Below are 15,630 nucleotides of genomic sequence, written 5' to 3' on the forward strand. Positions count from 1 at the left end.
AGAGCCGCTGACGATGTCGGCGGTCTTTTTTATCTCATAAATCCCCCCGGGTTGGAAACCCTATAAGGGAAATGATTTCCAACCAAAGTGGGTGAAGTGAGATGAAGCGTATCCAGATTCGCAAAGCGGTCGCATACCTGGCCGTGATGTCACTCTCGCTGGGGGCTTGGGCGGGAACAGCGAGTGCAGCGGCAATCAATCAAAAGATGGAACAGCCGTTGTGGAAAGACCAGGGACGTCCTTATTACCGCATAAAGGCCAAATATGATGATCGGAAAGGGACGGTTCACGGACATCTGTCGGTAGAGCTGCCCAAGCAACGGACAGAACCAGTGCGTGAGCTCTATTTCCGCTTGTATCCTAACGCTTTTAAAAAATGGAAATGGGGAGAGGCTTCCAAACCGAAGGAGCCTGGCTATCTGAAAGTCGGTAAAGTAAAGGTGAACGATGTCCCCGCGCATCATACGGTAAAAGAGACGGTGATGAAGGTGGGGTTGTCGACGCCTTCCTTGCCCGGACAGCCGTTAAAGGTGGATATGGAGTATGAGTTGAAGATCCCCAAAGGCGGGAGCCGGCTGAATACCTTTGGTCATACGGCCTTTTTGGCTCAGTGGTATCCCATGTTGGCGGTGAAAGATCGGGACGGCTGGCATACGGAACCCTATACAGCCACAGGAGATCCTTTTTATAGTCAAATGGCCAACTTTGAGGTAACCTTCGAAGTTCCGGAGGGCTATCAACTCATTACAACCGCAGATGACCGAGCGGTACCGGCAAAAGGGCCGATTACGCTCCGTCAGGCACATGTTCGGGATTTTGCCGCTGTCATTACAAAAGACTATGAAGTGGTGGAAGGGAAAGCGGGTTCCACTCAGGTGAATCTGTGGTATCTGAAGGGGATGGAAGGCATCGCTCAGGAATTGCATGCAGCAGCCGTTTCCGGGATGCAGTTTTATGGAAAGCATTTTGGTCCATATCCTTATAAAGAAGTTGACGTCGTATTGGGGGAAACGGGATATGGTATCGCCGGCATGGAATATCCGGGACTGGTTACGTCGGTGGACAAGATCCCGACGCGAAAAGGGGAACAGCCCGCTGTCAGCGTAGTGGTGCATGAACTGGCTCATCAATGGTGGTACGGCGTCGTAGGAAACAACCAGGTAAAAGAACCTTGGCTGGATGAAGGGCTGACTACCTTCTCTGAGCTGTTGTACATGCATGATAAAATGAAGGAAGATGAACGGGACCTCTTGCTCCGTGCCGCCCAGAGAACGGATGAAATTCATCAGGAACAGGGAGTCACTTCCGTGGAGCCTCTCTACAAGTATTCGGACCCCATTTACGGATTGATGGTGTATATCCGCCCCGCCGCTATGCTGTGGAACCTGTCGGAGAAAATCGGAAAAGACAAAGTGCTGGATATTCTCAGCACTTACTACAAGCGATATCAATTCAAAACGGCCACGACCGCCGACTTCATCAAGGTGGCCAACGAAGTATCCGGGAAGAACCTGCGCCCCTTTTTTGACAAGTGGTTGTATTTTAAAGGGACTTCCGGTAAAAAACAAACTTCCGGAAACCAGCGGTAATTTAAAAAAGACACCTCCGTCTGTTGGGAGGTGTCTTCTGCTTCATGCTTGATCGATAACATCAAGATCAAAGAGGATGTTGGTTCCCCCACAAACATTTGCGGCGAAATCCCCGATGGGATTGCCACCGCCCAAGTCTTTCAGATTGGAACTGGGACGTACATTGACCGCATCCCCCATATTCACCGTGCCGGATTGGTTAATCCACAGCAGTTTGACATTAAAGATCTGGTTAGCGACGGCCATGTGCTTATCTCCTTTCATGGAAAGGTTCGGATGGGTTATTGTATGAGCACACCGTTTCTTTGGGCACATGAGGATCCCGTTTTTTTTTGAGGTGGGATGAAGAGGAAGAATTTTGTGCTGCGGACCGTCGCCGTTTTCTCCATATACTATTAAAAGAATGAAGGGGGGAAAACGGTGCGTGTGGTAAGTTACAACATCCGTCACGGGGTCGGCTGCGACAAGCGGCTCGACCTGGAACGGACGGCTCGGGTGATCGAAGAGTTGCAGCCCGATATGGTGGGATTGAATGAAGTAGATGTATGTTTTCACCGGCGGAGTGAGTATCAAGATCAAATGGCTTGGTTAGCCAAGCGGCTGAAGATGAATTTCTGTTTTGCGCCCGCGATTTGTCTGCGCCCAAGATCTACCGTCGGTGAACGGCAATATGGAAATGGCTTGCTGACAAAAGGGAAAATCCTGGATTGGCTGCCCGTCCGTTTTTCCGGGCGCAATGGGGATGAACCCCGGTCCATCCTGACGGCACGGGTGGAAACAAAAAAGGGGGTATTTCGGATCGTGGTCACCCATATGGGGTTAACTCCCTGGATGCGGCGGCGTCAGGTGCAATGGGTGTTGGATATGTGCCGGGATGAAGAAAGGCCGGTGGTGGCCATGGGTGACTGGAATGTGACACCGCGGCGAAGATCAGTGACGGCTCTCTCTCCGTACCTGATCGATTTGTTGGGGCAGATTGAACAAGAAACGGGGCAAGACCTGTACACCTATCCTTGTTGGCACCCCCGCAAGCGATTGGATTACATCCTGTGTTCCCCGCATTTTCAAGTACGAAGCGGCGGGGTGTCAAAGACTCCCGATTGTCCGTCGGATCACCTTCCGGTCTACGGCGATCTTCAACTGACAGGGGAGTAAACCGCTTCAAAAGTTCCATCCGAATTGGGTATAATGGACAAAGTAGATGATCGGAGGCGAAGGAGTGTCCACATCCATGAGATCGGGACCAGGAGAGGCAGTGTTTGAGAGGGACGGTCAGCTGCTCTCGGCCAGATTGGCTGCTATCGCTGAACGGGTCCCCTCGGGCCATGTTACGGCGGATATCGGAGCGGATCATGCCTTGCTGTTGATTGCTTTGGCCAAACAAGGCCGGATCTCTAAAGGCATTGCAGGGGAATTGAATACCGGCCCCTTTCAAAATGCATGGAATCGGGTAAAAAGGTCACGGGTGGATCACCTGGTGGAAGTGCGCCAAGGAGACGGGCTGGCCGTATTATCCAAGGGAGAAGCGGAAACGGTAGTGATTGCGGGGATGGGAGGCTCGTTGATCGCGTCCATTTTGGATAAGGGAGAATCCCGCTTACAAGGGGTTAAACGTTTGATTTTGCAGCCCAATAACAGCGGTGATCGCGTGCGTACCTGGTTAGCGAATCGAGGGTGGGAGTTGACGGACGAAACCCTGGTGGAAGAAGGGGGCATCTTGTACGAAGTGTTGACTGCCGAACCCGGCAATGGGGATGCACCTTATGAAGGTTCTCCTTTTTCTAAAGACCGGATGGTTCAATTGGGTCCCTTGCTGTGCAAGTCACGGCACCCCCTGTTAATCAAAAAGGTGGAAGAAGAGATCGAGAGTCGAAAACGTGTCTTGGAACAGTTGGAAGCGGGACGGACGGCAGAAGCCGAGCGGCGAAAGCAAGAGATGAAGAAAGAACTGCGTGAATGGGAGAAGGTGATGACATGGTTATCCGAGGAACCGATCTGATCCGTGCGATGGAAGCCTGGGCTCCGCCTTCCCTGGCCGTGGAGAAGGACCGGATTGGTTTGCAGGTGGGCGATCCTCGCCAGAAAGTGCGTGGCGTGTTGTGTACGTTGGACGTTACGGAAGGAGTAGTGGAGGAAGCGGTGCAATCCGGGGCAAACTGGATTATTGCCCACCATGCGGTGATTTTCAACCCGGTTCAAACATTGCGAACGGATCAACCGAAAGGCCGATTATATGCCAAGCTGATCAAGCACGATATCAATGTTTTTGTCGCCCATACCAACTTGGATACCGCTGTAGACGGTGTCAATGATGTGCTGTGCGAAAAGCTGGGCATTCATAACACCCGTGTGATGATGCCGATCACCGAGGATCAGTTGAAAAAGTTGGTGGTATTTATACCCCGAAGTCACCATGAACAAGTCCTCCAAGCCATTAGCGAGGCGGGCGCCGGTTGGATCGGCAATTACAGCCATTGTACGTTTAACTTAGAAGGGATCGGCACCTTTATGCCGCGGGAAGGAACCAATCCGTATATCGGTAAGCAGGGAGCCTTGGAGCGAGTGGAGGAGGTCCGCTTGGAAACTGTGGTTCCGCAACGACTCCAACAACAAGTGGTGCAGGCGATGCTGGATGCCCATCCCTATGAAGAGCCGGCATACGACATTTATCCATTGGAGTTGGAAGGGATACCCCACGGTTTGGGTCGTGTCGGGGAATTGCCGCGGGAGATGACGTTAAAAGAACTGGCGGAAAAGATGAAGGAAGCGTACCGGATTCCCCGACTGCGGATGGTGGGAGATCCGGCGGCACGGGTGAAAAAAGCTGCTGTCCTGGGCGGATCCGGCGGGCGTTACTATCCGACTGCCAAAAAAATGGGCGCTGATGTGTATATCACGGGTGATGTGGACTTTCACATCGCACAAGATGCCATGGCCGACGGGATTTGTTTGTTGGATCCGGGACATCATGTCGAACATCTGGTGTTGGAACGTGTAGCCGATAAAATGCGGGAAAAACTGAAGGATGTCCCTGTGGTTGTCTCCCGGACAGATACCAATCCGTTTCAATTTATATAAGGGATTGGGTTTAATTCCTTTTAATGACTATTGAATATGACGTCGAACTCTGATACAATGGATTCTGTCGCTTTATTGGGGAAAGTAAACCAGGCAATCGCCGGTGGTGTACCGCAAGGTCCCACGGGAGGAAAGTCCGAGCTCCACAGGGCAGGGTGCCGGCTAACGGCCGGTGGGGGCGACCCTAAGGCTAGTGCCACAGAAATGTAGACCGCCGATGGAAACACCCAGGTGTTTCACAGGCAAGGATGCAACGGTGCGGTAAGAGCGCACCAGCAGCATGGAGACATGCTGGCTAGGTAAACCCCACCCGGAGCAAGACCTGATAGGGGATCAGCGTCATGGTGACGCAGCTGTGGCCCGCAGCGATCCCGGGTAGGTCGCTTGAGCGGCGTAGCAATACGTCGCCTAGACAGATGATTGCCACTCCATGGTGTGGGAGGCTGCAGGCCGATCGTACCACCAGGAGGACAGAACTCGGCTTATGGTTTGCTTTCCCGGTCATTATACATAAGCAGGTAAAAAACCTTTCCCTGTTCGACGGGAAAGGTTTTTTGTTATAAAAATGTAAAATAATGGTTACTTGCTTGTCATCCCTTCGAGAAAAGCATGTAATCATTTCGGGGTACGCTACAGATACTAAAACCCAGAACGGAAGATAAGGGGGAGTTACCTGATGAAAAAATGGCTCTGGATAGCTTTGGGCCTCTCCCTGTTTGTGGCTGGTATCAAAGCGTATCCGACAATTTCGATGTTAATGGCCAATACACCGCCGGAGCCCGTTAACCTTTCCCAAGTAAATGTGATGGCTGAATTGCAGGAAGAGGCTCAGAAGAAAGGGAGCCTGGATTATTTGATTCTCGGTGATTCGGTGGCGATGGGACAAGGATCGGAAAAAAAACAAGGCTACCCTGCATTGGTAGCAAAGCGATTGAAAAAAGAACATATTCCATTGCTCTTGCATAATGAGGGCGTTTCCGGGCGCACTTCACAACAAATGTTGCAGGCGTTGGATACCCCCGCCATGCAAAAAAAAATCCGGAATGCGGAATTGATCTCCCTGACCATCGGGGGCAATGATTTGTTGAAAGTTGCTTTGAATGAAAAGAATCCGGTGCAAGCAATTACCGCATTCGGCGATATTCAGAAAAACTATCAGCGAAATTTGAAGGAGACCTTGTCCAAAGTACGATTACTGAATCCGGATGCCCCCATTCTGCTGACATCCCTTTACAACCCCATTTCTCCTGCTGAGCCCTACTACGATTTATCCAACACCCTATTGGACAAATGGAATATCGGCATGAAAGAAGTGGCTTATCAATTTCCCTCGACACTGGTGATCGATGTGGATGAAAAGCTGCAAGCCGGCCAAGGAAGCTGGCTTGCCGATGCGATCCATCCCAACGACCGAGGATACCAGCGGATTGCGGATGGCATCTTGGAAGGGATGAGGGAAGCGCGGCCGGCAGCGGCCAGTACACAATGATAACCTGCGTCGGAGCGACGGGTAGAAAAGTCTTTTTGGCAAGAGGTTTGTTATCCATCTGACCTGCCTATCAGGCGGGTCTTTTCATGGCTTTATATAATGGAGCATGTCGACGTTTTTTACCATGGATGAAACCGCCCGCATTACCCTACGCTAAAGAAGGGAACACAGAAAGGGGCAAAGGAAATGACACGGGAATTTTTCACATATGAAGCCTATATCGACCGCTATAAAACATTTTGGTCGGAAGAAGGAGACGGCAGGCCGGAAATCATGTCTCGAGAAGGGTTTCAACAGAGCATGCATTTGTTACAGGACTGTTATGAAACGTATCGCAACATGATTCAGCTGGGGCAGGAGCAGGAAGCCTCCCGGTATTATTTAAATATCATTAATCCGCTGGAAAATGAACTGGCTATTGCAGACGGTACCGACAACTTTTTGTAAAGGCAAGCCCCCTTTAACCTTCCGGCCAAAGGGGGCTTGCTGTTGTGGGCTACAGCTACAACATTAACAGATGGTGCAGTTTTTTGATGGAGCGGTGCAGAGAGGCTTTGGTTTCTTCAGCGATGTTTTTCCGTTGGGATGCGGCCATCATTTGTTCCATGGCGAGCAAAGCTTGTTTTTTGTGTCCTTTACTCATGGCATCCAGCATCTCATCCGCCAGTCTGATCATTTCCGCAGAAACTTCCGGTGATTGACATTGATGATACAAATGGTAGGCAGTATACAGTTGCATCGTGGTAACATACACTTTGAAACGCCGCTGTGAGTCATACTGGATCCGTTGTCCGATCATTGAAGGGTGATTGGCTGTGATTTGCCAAGCTTCTTTGGTTTCAAAGTCGGGATTGCTTATAGAAACCTCTGAAATCTGCAACTGGTCAAATCCAGTATAGAGCCAGGCATGGGATCCGCCGTTGAGCCGGTACAGGCGCAGGGTAAGGGTTGCCTCTTTTTTTCCACTCAGATACGGAGTGAGATCGATGGTTTGTTGCTGCCAACGTTCCGCCGGATGAACGGTCACATCTTGTTGCCAAACGACACGGCGGTTCACCAATACCTGCTTCACATATTGCCCCGCTACCAAGTAACGGGGGTAGACGGAGAGATGGTAAAAACGGAGGCGGTAGGGTCCCTTGCCGGTTACGTGAATCGTTTGTGTCAGTTCTCCTTTACCGCCGACAGATGGGTTATAACCGGGCGGCACAAACAAGCACCCGAATCCATTTCCGGAGAATGCCTGGCGGTCCCGATCCTCGGGGAACCATTCCTTATTCAATACATAGGTGACCAACCCGTCCAACTTGCCTTCCTGTAAATAATGGATACCCGTTTGCAGAGCGGTTTTTACATAATCTGCTGATGGATTGGCAGGGGTTGCCGATAGTTTGCTGGCATGCACCATCAAAATAAACGGCAAGTGATGCTCGTGAAGCAGCCGGTGTACCTTTTCGATCTGCTGGGGTAAGTAATGAGCCCGCTGCGTATTGCGGAACTTCCCGTCGCGAAAAGTCATGACAACACCGTCAATCACGTGGCGGTATTGTTTGAGCAAGGAGGGGCCGATAGCCGTGTAGTAAATTTGCGGATAAAAACGGAGTCGGGGGTTGATTTCTGCACCCGCTCGTTTCATCCGTTTCACGTATTCTGGTGTAAAAAAGCGAAGGTTATGGTTGAAGTCATCCATGACAACGCCTTTCAAATTGGGAAAGGCAAGGGACAGTTTGGCTGTTGCCCGAAACCAGGCGATATAATCCGTTCCATAGGGCTCGGATTGTTTCTCCCGTGCTTCGGTGGGAGGTACGAGATAAATCCACACATCTATTCCCGCCTTTTTCGCGGCAGGAAGAAACTCTTTTCGCAGATCATCCCAGTCGGATGATTGATGCCAAATCAAATAAAAGTAGGTATTGACTCCCAATTGCTGCAACTTTTCAATGAGGCGGGGGGTATCCACGTGATGTAATCCGTCTGCACGCGGTTTTGGTTCCCGGATTTCCCCGGCATAATCTCCGATCATGGGGGCCACCGTTTTTTCCTTTCCCCAAACAGGGGGGAAATCATGGGCTTCCGCTTTTTGTACCGGAATCCACAGGCTCCAAGCTGCCAGCAAACAGACAAACCACCGAAGAAACAATACGGAGACCATTAGCTTAGGTCTCCGTTTATTTTTGCCGCTTGTGTTTCCATATCCATCTCCTGGTCCTGTCGGTCATCAATCGTGATGTGCGTGATTACCCGGTTGTTTCCATTTTGCAGGGATGTGCGATGAATATTGGAAGCCACGGACATCAGTTGATCCAAGTTTCCTTCGACAACTGTGGACATGGCATTCACCTGGTATTTCAATCCCTGATTTTGTGCAACCTGGCACGCTTCTTTCACTGCTTGACTGAAGCTGGGAGTTTCACCCCCGACAGGAATAATACTGATTTCCATGATCGGCATATTACTCACCTCATCCGTTAATTTGACACGGCAGCATTGAATTTATGTATGAAAAGCGAGTGTGAAATAAAAAATGTTTGAGAGGTCATACTAAGTGAAAATCGGCAAAAAGGTGTGACCAACCGAATGGATTTGTTAAAAGAATTGACGGAAGCCAAAGGAGTCCCAGGCTATGAAACCGAAGTTCGTAGGATTATGCAGCGGGAAATCGAAAACACCAATGCGAACATTATAACGGACGGGATGGGTAGTATCTTCGGCGAAAAGAAAGGTTCCCAGAGCGGCCCTCGCGTGTTGTTGGCAGGACATATGGATGAAGTGGGTTTTATGATAACCGAAATTCATAAGAACGGGTATCTGTACTTTACCCCGCTGGGTGGATGGTGGGAGCAGGTATTGTTGTCCCAACGGGTGACGGTGATGACAGAAAAGCGTTCCTTCACCGGAGTAGTAGGTTCCAAACCACCGCATTTATTGTCATCCGAAGAGCGGAACAAGGTATACCCCATGAAGGAGATGTTTATCGATGTAGGGGCCCACAGTGAAGAACAAGTCAAAGAGTGGGGGATTCGCGTCGGAGATCCGGTTATTCCCATTTGTCCCTTTGAGATCTTGCCGGATGATGACACCATCTTGGCGAAAGCGCTGGATAATCGGTTGGGCTGCTATCTGGCGCTGGAAGTGATGAAACAGCTGCGAACAGAGGAGCATCCCAATACGTTGATTGCGGGAGCGACTGTACAGGAGGAAGTGGGCTTGCGCGGAGCAACCACATCCCCCTATGCAGTGGAACCGGATATCGCTATCGCGCTAGATGTGGGGATCGCTCAGGACGGTCCAGGCACCGACGGCAAAAACAAGCCCAAAATGGGAAACGGGGTTTTGGTCACCTTCCTGGACGCAACAATGATTCCTAATACCCGCTTTCGAGATATGGTGATCGATACAGCAGAAGAGCACAACATTCCGTATCAGGTGGAAACGATGACGGGCGGAGGAACTGATGCAGGTCGTTTCCATATGCACCGCAAAGGAATTCCCTCTTTGGTTATTGGTGCTGCTACCCGCTATATTCACAGCCATGTTTCGATGGCCAGCAAAAAGGATGTGGATCATGCCGTCAAATTGTTGGTGGAAGTCGTAAAAAAATTGGATCAATCCGCAGTAGATACCATGGTGGATTTTAAAGTTTAACAAAAGATCCCCGTCTTACGAGGAAGGCGGGGATTTTTATCGACTTGGTTTGTTTTCAGCAAAACAAGTCTATCCTGTTGATGAGAACAGTGGACGGTGCCTGTGGAATGAAAAGGGGAATGTTGTGTGTCATTTTAGTGGACGACGTACCAAATCGGGTGATTACTCCTTTTGGCGTCTCCGTGATTATGGTATCCTTAGGATGAAACGGAGACGAACCGGAATAAACGGGGTTGAAATATGGAACAAACAGTGATGGATCTCTTATCACAATACGGATACCTCGGGATCTTCTTTTTTTTGGTCTTTGGAATCGTGGGAATTCCCTTACCGGATGAGATCATGATGACTTTCATCGGTTATCTCGCTTCCATTGGCCAGCTAAACTTGTATATGACGTTCTTTAGTGCGCTTTCCGGTTCAGCGGCAGGGATTACGATCAGTTTTGTCCTTGGACAAAAGCTGGGTTATCCCTTTTTGAAACGGTATGGCAGCAAGTTTTTCATCACCCGGCGTCGCTTGCGAAAGACGCAATTGCTTTTTCGCAAGTACGGGAATTGGGTGTTGTTTTTTGGGTATTTCATTCCCGGTGTTCGTCATGTAACAGCTTACCTCGCCGGCATCTCCCGGATCGGGTGGGGGCGGTTCGCTATATACGCTTATTTGGGTGCTATCGTGTGGTGTACGACGTTTATCGGGATGGGGTATCTGCTGGGAGCCCACTGGGAGAAGATGTTTGCCGCCTTACATAAATACGGTGCCACCGCGATGGTCCTTGCAGCGGCTGCCGGCTTAATCTGGTTCTTTTGCTACCGCTACAACCAAAACCAACGGATCAACTCTATTCGGAACAAATAACCCTTGGAAGGAGGGGGAATCATGGTGCCGATTCGCCTGAAACGGGTATATGAGTCTCCTTCAAAAGAGGATGGAAAACGCGTATTGGTGGACAAGTTGTGGCCGAGGGGCCTGAAAAAAGAAGAAGCATGTTGGATGGGTGGCTCCGATCCCTTGCCCCGTCGGATGAATTGCGGAAGAAATTTCATCAGGACGGGGATTTTCGCGCTTTCGAACAGCTTTACCGGAAAGAGATCGACCCCTGTACCGAGGATTTCCGACAACTGCTGAAAGATGCCAAAAAACAGACGGTGACGCTTTCTTTGCCAGTAAAAATGAATCCGAAAACAACGCCTGGGTATTAAAAGACGTGTTGGAGGAACGTTTGTCAGACGGGAGGGAGTAGAATATGGCGCAAGTACAAGTGCAGGTCGGCGGTAAAGAATACAGCTTTGATATAAGGCGAGGGGAAAATTTGTTGTTGGAGTCGGTCTCGCGCTCCGTCATGATTCCATTTCGTTGTACCGCCGGTCGTTGCGGGGCTTGCAGGGTCCGAGTCTTGGAAGGGGCCGAGAACCTGGATCCCATCGAGGAAAATGAACGAATGCGTCTGGGGGACGAACAGGTGAATGCCGGCTATCGACTGGCTTGCCAAGCCTATGTCAATGGGGATGTAAAGGTGGAAGTACCTCAGCCGAAGCTCTATTAGATACTTAAAACCCCCTGCTGCTTTGATGCAGCAGGGGGTTTTTTTATACCCATGTAACCGGCGACGGCTGTTCTTCCTTTTTCTTTTGCTTGGATTGTGCTTGTTGCCGGTAACGGGAAATGTTGAGTAGAATTCCTGCCGTAAACAGATTGAGCAACAGGGATGAACCTCCGTAGCTGATAAAGGGGAGAGGGACGCCTGTCACCGGCAACAAGGCGGTGACCACCCCGAGGTTGAAAATGGCCTGGACGGAGAATAACGTGATAATCCCTACCCCCAACAACATACCGAACATGTCTGGAGCGCGCAAGGCGATCCGTATTCCGCGGACGATAAACAGCACAAACAGAAGAATCAGACTTGCTCCCCCAAAAAAGCCCAGTTCCTCCGCGATGACGGAAAAGATAAAGTCCGTATGGGCTTCCGGTAGATAGGCCATTTTTTGAATACTGTTGCCCAGGCCTGCACCGGTCAGCCCGCCGGGTCCGATGGCGTAAAGGGATTGGATGATTTGATACCCTTTATCTCCCGGATCTTTCCAAGGATCCCATAATACCGATAGGCGATCCAATCGATAGGATTTGAGCAACAACACGCTGATCATTACCGGAGAACCTGCCAACGCCAATAACGTCAAATGCTTCAGCCGGGCCCCTGCACAGAAGATGATGACCAAGCAGGTGGCCAGCAAAATAACGGTACTGCTGTAATGAGGCTGAATGACGATCAGAAAGCAGAAAAGCCCGATCACGATCAACGGGGGCAGCAGTCCTTTCCTGAAGTTATCCAGATGCTCCTGTTTTTTTGCCATGATGGAAGCAGTGTAAATCAACGCGGCCACTTTGGCCACTTCCGATGGCTGAAAGCTGAAAAAACCCAGTTGAACCCATCGATCCGCCCCATTGATCTTTGAACCGAGGCCGGGAATAAACACCAATAAAAGAGCAATCCAGCTGCCAAACAATATGTAGGCGATATACTTTCGATACAGCTGATAGGAAATGTTGGCGGTGATAAAAAAGACCAACAGTCCGAATCCCGCCCAGATCAACTGTTTTTTGAAGAAATAGTAAGTGTCGTTGTAGTGTGTCATGGCTACATAGTAACTGGAGCTGAAGACCATCACCAAACCAAATCCTACAAGGGCGAACAAAATCAACATCAACCAGAAATCCGGTTTACCACGCACCATGCATATAACCCCTCTTGATTCTGATTTTTACTGGTTTTTTGTTAACCGGGAAATGCGAACATTTTTTGCCCGCCGGGCAAAACACGTTTCCGAATCTAGTGGGAATCCGATATACTGTGGATAGAAAGCAAACAGGACACGCTGTGGGAGTCCTGTCTTTTCGTTTCCGATCATGGGAGACAGAAAGGGTTTTTTGACAAGATGAAAGTGAGTCGTATGCTTCGTCAGCTGGATTTTCCTTTGATTCTTTTGGTGGGTGTTTTGGCTGTTATCAGCATTGTTGCCATCTCCAGTGCTACATACACGGTCAAACCGACTTATCCAGACAAACAAATGATGTGGTACCTGTTAGGTATTCTCTTTTTGGTGGCCACACTCCTGTTTGATTACCGTCTTTTGTCCCAGGGACGGCTGGTGTATGTCCTTTATGGACTAGGAATTGTTTTGCTTACCATGGTTTGGATCCCAGGATTGGGGGTCAAAGTTAACGGGGCCCAGCAGTGGGTTAATCTCGGCGGGCTTCAGTTTCAGCCATCGGAGTTTATGAAGATTTTCCTGATTCTTTCAATGGCCAAACTACTGGTCGATATGGAGGAAATTCCGATTCGTGGATGGCGAAATATCGGAAAGATCCTGGGCCTGTTTCTGCTCCCTTTTGCGGTGATTTTGAAACAACCCGACTTGGGAACTGCTCTGGTTTTGATGGGGATCCTCGGAGGCATGGTGCTGGTGGCGGGGGTCGACTGGTGCATTCTGTTGACCTGTGTGCTGGCAGGGGCTGTTTTGGCGGGTGGTGTATTCGCGCTGTATTTTACCCACAAGGACTGGCTGGAAATGATCTTGGCGGATCACCAAATTCAGCGGATCGAAACCTTTATCAATCCGGCTTCCGACCCGACAGGGGCAGGGTATCAGTTGACCCAGTCGATGATTGCCGTCGGCTCTGGCCAGTTGAGCGGCAAAGGGTTTCATCACGGCACCCAGGCCCAGGGAAACTGGATTCCCGAACCTCACAACGATTTCATCTTCGCCGTGTTTGCGGAGGAGTTCGGATTTATCGGCGGCAGCATCTTACTGTGCACCTTTCTCTTTTTGATTTATCGCATGGTCAAAGTGGGAATTTCTTGTGAAGACCGTTTTGGCTCCTATATCATCGCGGGTATCGTAGGAATGTTGGTGTTCCAGGTGTTTCAAAACATCGGGATGACCGTGGGCATGCTTCCTATCACCGGCCTTCCCCTTCCCTTTGTCAGCTATGGGGGCAGCTCCCTGTTGACGGGGATGGTCGCGGTTGGACTGGTTTTGAATATTGGCATGCGCCAAGGCGGGGAATACTTGTTTATGCAATGATCGATCGTATGGAGGCAAATGTTGAACAGCAAAGGAGACTGAACGGTGAAAGTAACCAGAGTGCAGCTTCATATCGAAGAAGAAGATTTTGATCTGTATGAAGAAGAATTGATGCGCATGGGATGGAGCAAAATGGACTCTCAAGCGGTTTTCCGGAAAACCTTCGGGGAAACCGAGGTAGAAGTAAAAGAGCATATCCCCACCTTTAGTGCGGATCTGTATTTTACGGTATCCGCCCGCAATGAAAAGGGAATCACCATGGAATCGATTCATGCGATTTTGGATGAATTGAGCCGCGCGGATAAAACGAAGGATTGAATACAAAAAAGATCACCTGTTGAAAGCAGGTGATCTTTTTTGTTACCGGCGGCTGAACACCGCTTTGAGAAGGGGAGGCGTTACCAGAGTGGTGGCTAGCACGATGATGACGGTGACCGTAAACAACTCGTTGTCGATTAATCCCCGGCTTAATCCGATCGAGGCCACAATCAAACCGACTTCCCCGCGGGCTATCATACCCGCTCCGATGCCGAGGGAGCTGCGGTTGTTGAAACCAGCCAGTTTGGCTCCCAGTCCTGCGCCTATCACTTTGGTCAGGATGGCGACCAAAGTGAGGATAATCATCATGGTGAGAATATCCGTGTCCATGTTGCTGACATTGGCTGTTACCCCAATGCTGACAAAGAACACCGGCACAAAAAAGGAGAATGACACAATCTCCACTTTTTCAAACAGTTCAACCCGGTACTGGGTGAGACTGAGCATCAGCCCGGCAAAATAGGAACCCACGATTCCGGCCAGTCCAAAAGTTTCCGCCATAAATGCGAATCCTAGCGCTGTAACGATCCCAAAAGTGAGCAGTGCTTCTGTGGACATCAGTTTGCTGCTGATCCATTGGAAAAATGGGGGCAGCACCTTTTTGCCCAACAGTACTGTGAGCAGGAAAAAGAAAATGATTTTTCCGAGCAGAAGGACCAGACCGGCTACGCTGCTGCCTTCTCCACTGCCAGATGTAAAGCCCATGACGATGGAGAGGATGATGATCCCCAGCACGTCATCCAACACAGCAGCACCCAGAATGGTGACCCCTTCCTTGGTTTGCAATTTCCCCAATTCCCTCAGAGTTTGTACGGAAATACTTACGCTGGTGGCTACCAGCAAGGTTCCGATAAAAATAGAGGTTGACGTGTTGTAGTCAAAAGCCAATCCGACGCCGAAGCCGGCGATCAGGGGGAAAATAACGCCGCCAACCGCAACGAGTGAGGAGCCGTAGGCCGTTTTTTTGAATTCCTCCACATCCGTTTCCAGACCTGCCAGGAACATGAGCAAAATTACACCGATTTCAGCCAGTTCCTTGATCAGACCGGGGTGTTTCGGATCCACCGTGATCCAACCCAGTACTGCCGGACCGAGCAGAATGCCGACCAACAGCTCGCCGAACACGGAGGGTTGTCCGATTTTTTTGCTGAAATGGCCGGCGATTTTCACTGATGCGAGGATGATGATCAGTTCCAATATAAAATGAAAATCCATGATCTTTTTCAAGTCGAATAGTTGTCCTATAAAGTCCATCTCCTGCCTCCTCTTGTATAAATCCGTCCTCCTATTGTAACAGAGGGGTAGTCTAAATTCAGCCGAGCGACTTTCTCAACGATATATTACTTCGGAAGGGGTTATGTCATAACTTATATTAGAGAGTGAAAGCATGGAGGGATACCCTGAAGAAAGTCCAACATCTGGA

16 protein-coding genes, 1 other RNA gene and 1 pseudogene are annotated in these 15,630 nt (G+C 49.9%); 13 read left to right on the top strand and 5 right to left on the bottom strand.

All coding sequences use genetic code 11. From position 1 onward, the window contains the following. Window positions 1-101 precede the first annotated feature (101 nt). Entirely contained in the window at window positions 102-1,589 is a 1,488-nt protein-coding gene (locus IEW70_RS07505; protein WP_188647296.1) for a M1 family metallopeptidase, read from the top strand. Between the two features lie 42 nt (window positions 1,590-1,631). On the opposite strand, the gene IEW70_RS07510 is transcribed toward IEW70_RS07505, so the two are convergent. Continuing rightward, on the bottom strand, window positions 1,632-1,835 hold the full coding sequence (locus IEW70_RS07510; protein WP_188647297.1) for a spore germination protein: 204 nt from the start codon (window positions 1,833-1,835) through the stop codon (window positions 1,632-1,634). A gap of 174 nt (window positions 1,836-2,009) precedes the next feature. On the opposite strand from IEW70_RS07510, the gene IEW70_RS07515 reads away from it, so the two are divergent. From IEW70_RS07515 to IEW70_RS07540, 6 genes are all read left to right on the top strand, one after another. After that, entirely contained in the window at window positions 2,010-2,744 is a 735-nt protein-coding gene (locus IEW70_RS07515) for an endonuclease/exonuclease/phosphatase family protein (protein WP_188647298.1), read from the top strand. A gap of 76 nt (window positions 2,745-2,820) precedes the next feature. Then, window positions 2,821-3,588, top strand: coding sequence for a tRNA (adenine(22)-N(1))-methyltransferase (locus tag IEW70_RS07520; protein WP_188647299.1), 768 nt, complete (start codon window positions 2,821-2,823; stop codon window positions 3,586-3,588). Beyond that, entirely contained in the window at window positions 3,564-4,667 is a 1,104-nt protein-coding gene (locus tag IEW70_RS07525) for a Nif3-like dinuclear metal center hexameric protein (protein ID WP_188647300.1), read from the top strand. Before IEW70_RS07520 ends, IEW70_RS07525 begins: the two co-directional genes overlap by 25 nt. Before the next feature lie 81 nt (window positions 4,668-4,748). Then, window positions 4,749-5,167: RNase P RNA component class A (rnpB, locus tag IEW70_RS07530), an RNA gene on the top strand. Window positions 5,168-5,343: 176 nt separating this feature from the next. Next, window positions 5,344-6,156 (top strand): GDSL-type esterase/lipase family protein, encoded by an 813-nt coding sequence (locus IEW70_RS07535; RefSeq protein WP_188647301.1) that lies wholly within the window; start codon window positions 5,344-5,346, stop codon window positions 6,154-6,156. Between the two features lie 186 nt (window positions 6,157-6,342). Continuing rightward, window positions 6,343-6,603 (top strand): hypothetical protein, encoded by a 261-nt coding sequence (locus IEW70_RS07540; RefSeq protein WP_188647302.1) that lies wholly within the window; start codon window positions 6,343-6,345, stop codon window positions 6,601-6,603. 55 nt (window positions 6,604-6,658) lie between these two features. On the opposite strand, the gene IEW70_RS07545 is transcribed toward IEW70_RS07540, so the two are convergent. Further along, window positions 6,659-8,308: a hypothetical protein gene (locus tag IEW70_RS07545; RefSeq protein WP_188647303.1), complete on the bottom strand. Its 1,650-nt coding sequence runs from the start codon at window positions 8,306-8,308 to the stop codon at window positions 6,659-6,661. Next, a complete protein-coding gene (locus tag IEW70_RS07550) occupies window positions 8,308-8,607 on the bottom strand; it encodes an MTH1187 family thiamine-binding protein (RefSeq protein WP_188647304.1) in 300 nt (99 codons plus the stop codon). Before IEW70_RS07550 ends, IEW70_RS07545 begins: the two co-directional genes overlap by 1 nt. Window positions 8,608-8,733: 126 nt before the next feature. Here IEW70_RS07550 and IEW70_RS07555 point away from each other — a divergent pair, with 126 nt between their 5' ends. The 4 genes and pseudogenes from IEW70_RS07555 to IEW70_RS07570 all read left to right on the top strand — a co-directional run bounded on the left by IEW70_RS07555 (window position 8,734) and on the right by IEW70_RS07570 (window position 11,347). Next, the gene (locus tag IEW70_RS07555) at window positions 8,734-9,801 is read left to right on the top strand and encodes a M42 family metallopeptidase (RefSeq protein ID WP_188647305.1); all 1,068 of its coding nucleotides are present in this window, start codon (window positions 8,734-8,736) and stop codon (window positions 9,799-9,801) included. Between the two features lie 240 nt (window positions 9,802-10,041). Next, window positions 10,042-10,659, top strand: a complete 618-nt coding sequence (locus tag IEW70_RS07560) for a DedA family protein (RefSeq protein ID WP_188647306.1) — start codon at window positions 10,042-10,044, stop codon at window positions 10,657-10,659. 21 nt (window positions 10,660-10,680) lie between these two features. Then, window positions 10,681-11,003, top strand: a pseudogene (locus IEW70_RS07565) (DUF488 domain-containing protein). 44 nt (window positions 11,004-11,047) lie between these two features. Then, entirely contained in the window at window positions 11,048-11,347 is a 300-nt protein-coding gene (locus tag IEW70_RS07570; protein WP_188647307.1) for a 2Fe-2S iron-sulfur cluster-binding protein, read from the top strand. A gap of 43 nt (window positions 11,348-11,390) precedes the next feature. Here IEW70_RS07570 and ftsW read toward each other — a convergent pair whose 3' ends face one another. Beyond that, a complete protein-coding gene (ftsW, locus tag IEW70_RS07575; RefSeq protein WP_188647308.1) occupies window positions 11,391-12,539 on the bottom strand; it encodes a putative lipid II flippase FtsW in 1,149 nt (382 codons plus the stop codon). 201 nt (window positions 12,540-12,740) lie between these two features. Here ftsW and rodA point away from each other — a divergent pair, with 201 nt between their 5' ends. Then, complete coding sequence (rodA, locus tag IEW70_RS07580; RefSeq protein ID WP_188647309.1) at window positions 12,741-13,889, top strand: rod shape-determining protein RodA; 1,149 nt, start codon at window positions 12,741-12,743, stop codon at window positions 13,887-13,889. A 45-nt stretch (window positions 13,890-13,934) separates the two neighbouring features. Beyond that, window positions 13,935-14,207 carry a hypothetical protein gene (locus tag IEW70_RS07585; protein ID WP_188647310.1) on the top strand — a complete coding sequence of 91 codons (273 nt, stop codon included), beginning with the start codon at window positions 13,935-13,937 and terminating at the stop codon, window positions 14,205-14,207. Between the two features lie 42 nt (window positions 14,208-14,249). Here IEW70_RS07585 and IEW70_RS07590 read toward each other — a convergent pair whose 3' ends face one another. Next, window positions 14,250-15,461: a cation:proton antiporter gene (locus IEW70_RS07590; protein WP_188647311.1), complete on the bottom strand. Its 1,212-nt coding sequence runs from the start codon at window positions 15,459-15,461 to the stop codon at window positions 14,250-14,252. Window positions 15,462-15,630 lie beyond the last annotated feature (169 nt).

Origin of the sequence: Marinithermofilum abyssi (assembly GCF_014641195.1) — a bacterium.
GTDB classification, from domain to species: domain Bacteria; phylum Bacillota; class Bacilli; order Thermoactinomycetales; family DSM-45169; genus Marinithermofilum; species Marinithermofilum abyssi.

Bases quoted from the DNA above. Each gene is read 5' to 3' on its own strand.
- ftsW (WP_188647308.1), bottom strand. From the start codon at position 12,539: ATGGTGCGTGGTAAACCGGATTTCTGGTTGATGTTGATTTTGTTCGCC.
- IEW70_RS07520 (WP_188647299.1), top strand. From the start codon at position 2,821: ATGAGATCGGGACCAGGAGAGGCAGTGTTTGAGAGGGACGGTCAGCTG.
- IEW70_RS07540 (WP_188647302.1), top strand. From the start codon at position 6,343: ATGACACGGGAATTTTTCACATATGAAGCCTATATCGACCGCTATAAA.
- IEW70_RS07560 (WP_188647306.1), top strand. From the start codon at position 10,042: ATGGAACAAACAGTGATGGATCTCTTATCACAATACGGATACCTCGGG.
- IEW70_RS07545 (WP_188647303.1), bottom strand. From the start codon at position 8,308: ATGGTCTCCGTATTGTTTCTTCGGTGGTTTGTCTGTTTGCTGGCAGCT.
- IEW70_RS07510 (WP_188647297.1), bottom strand. From the start codon at position 1,835: ATGGCCGTCGCTAACCAGATCTTTAATGTCAAACTGCTGTGGATTAAC.
- IEW70_RS07550 (WP_188647304.1), bottom strand. From the start codon at position 8,607: ATGCCGATCATGGAAATCAGTATTATTCCTGTCGGGGGTGAAACTCCC.
- IEW70_RS07525 (WP_188647300.1), top strand. From the start codon at position 3,564: ATGGTTATCCGAGGAACCGATCTGATCCGTGCGATGGAAGCCTGGGCT.
- IEW70_RS07535 (WP_188647301.1), top strand. From the start codon at position 5,344: ATGAAAAAATGGCTCTGGATAGCTTTGGGCCTCTCCCTGTTTGTGGCT.
- IEW70_RS07555 (WP_188647305.1), top strand. From the start codon at position 8,734: ATGGATTTGTTAAAAGAATTGACGGAAGCCAAAGGAGTCCCAGGCTAT.
- IEW70_RS07590 (WP_188647311.1), bottom strand. From the start codon at position 15,461: ATGGACTTTATAGGACAACTATTCGACTTGAAAAAGATCATGGATTTT.
- IEW70_RS07570 (WP_188647307.1), top strand. From the start codon at position 11,048: ATGGCGCAAGTACAAGTGCAGGTCGGCGGTAAAGAATACAGCTTTGAT.
- IEW70_RS07505 (WP_188647296.1), top strand. From the start codon at position 102: ATGAAGCGTATCCAGATTCGCAAAGCGGTCGCATACCTGGCCGTGATG.
- rodA (WP_188647309.1), top strand. From the start codon at position 12,741: ATGAAAGTGAGTCGTATGCTTCGTCAGCTGGATTTTCCTTTGATTCTT.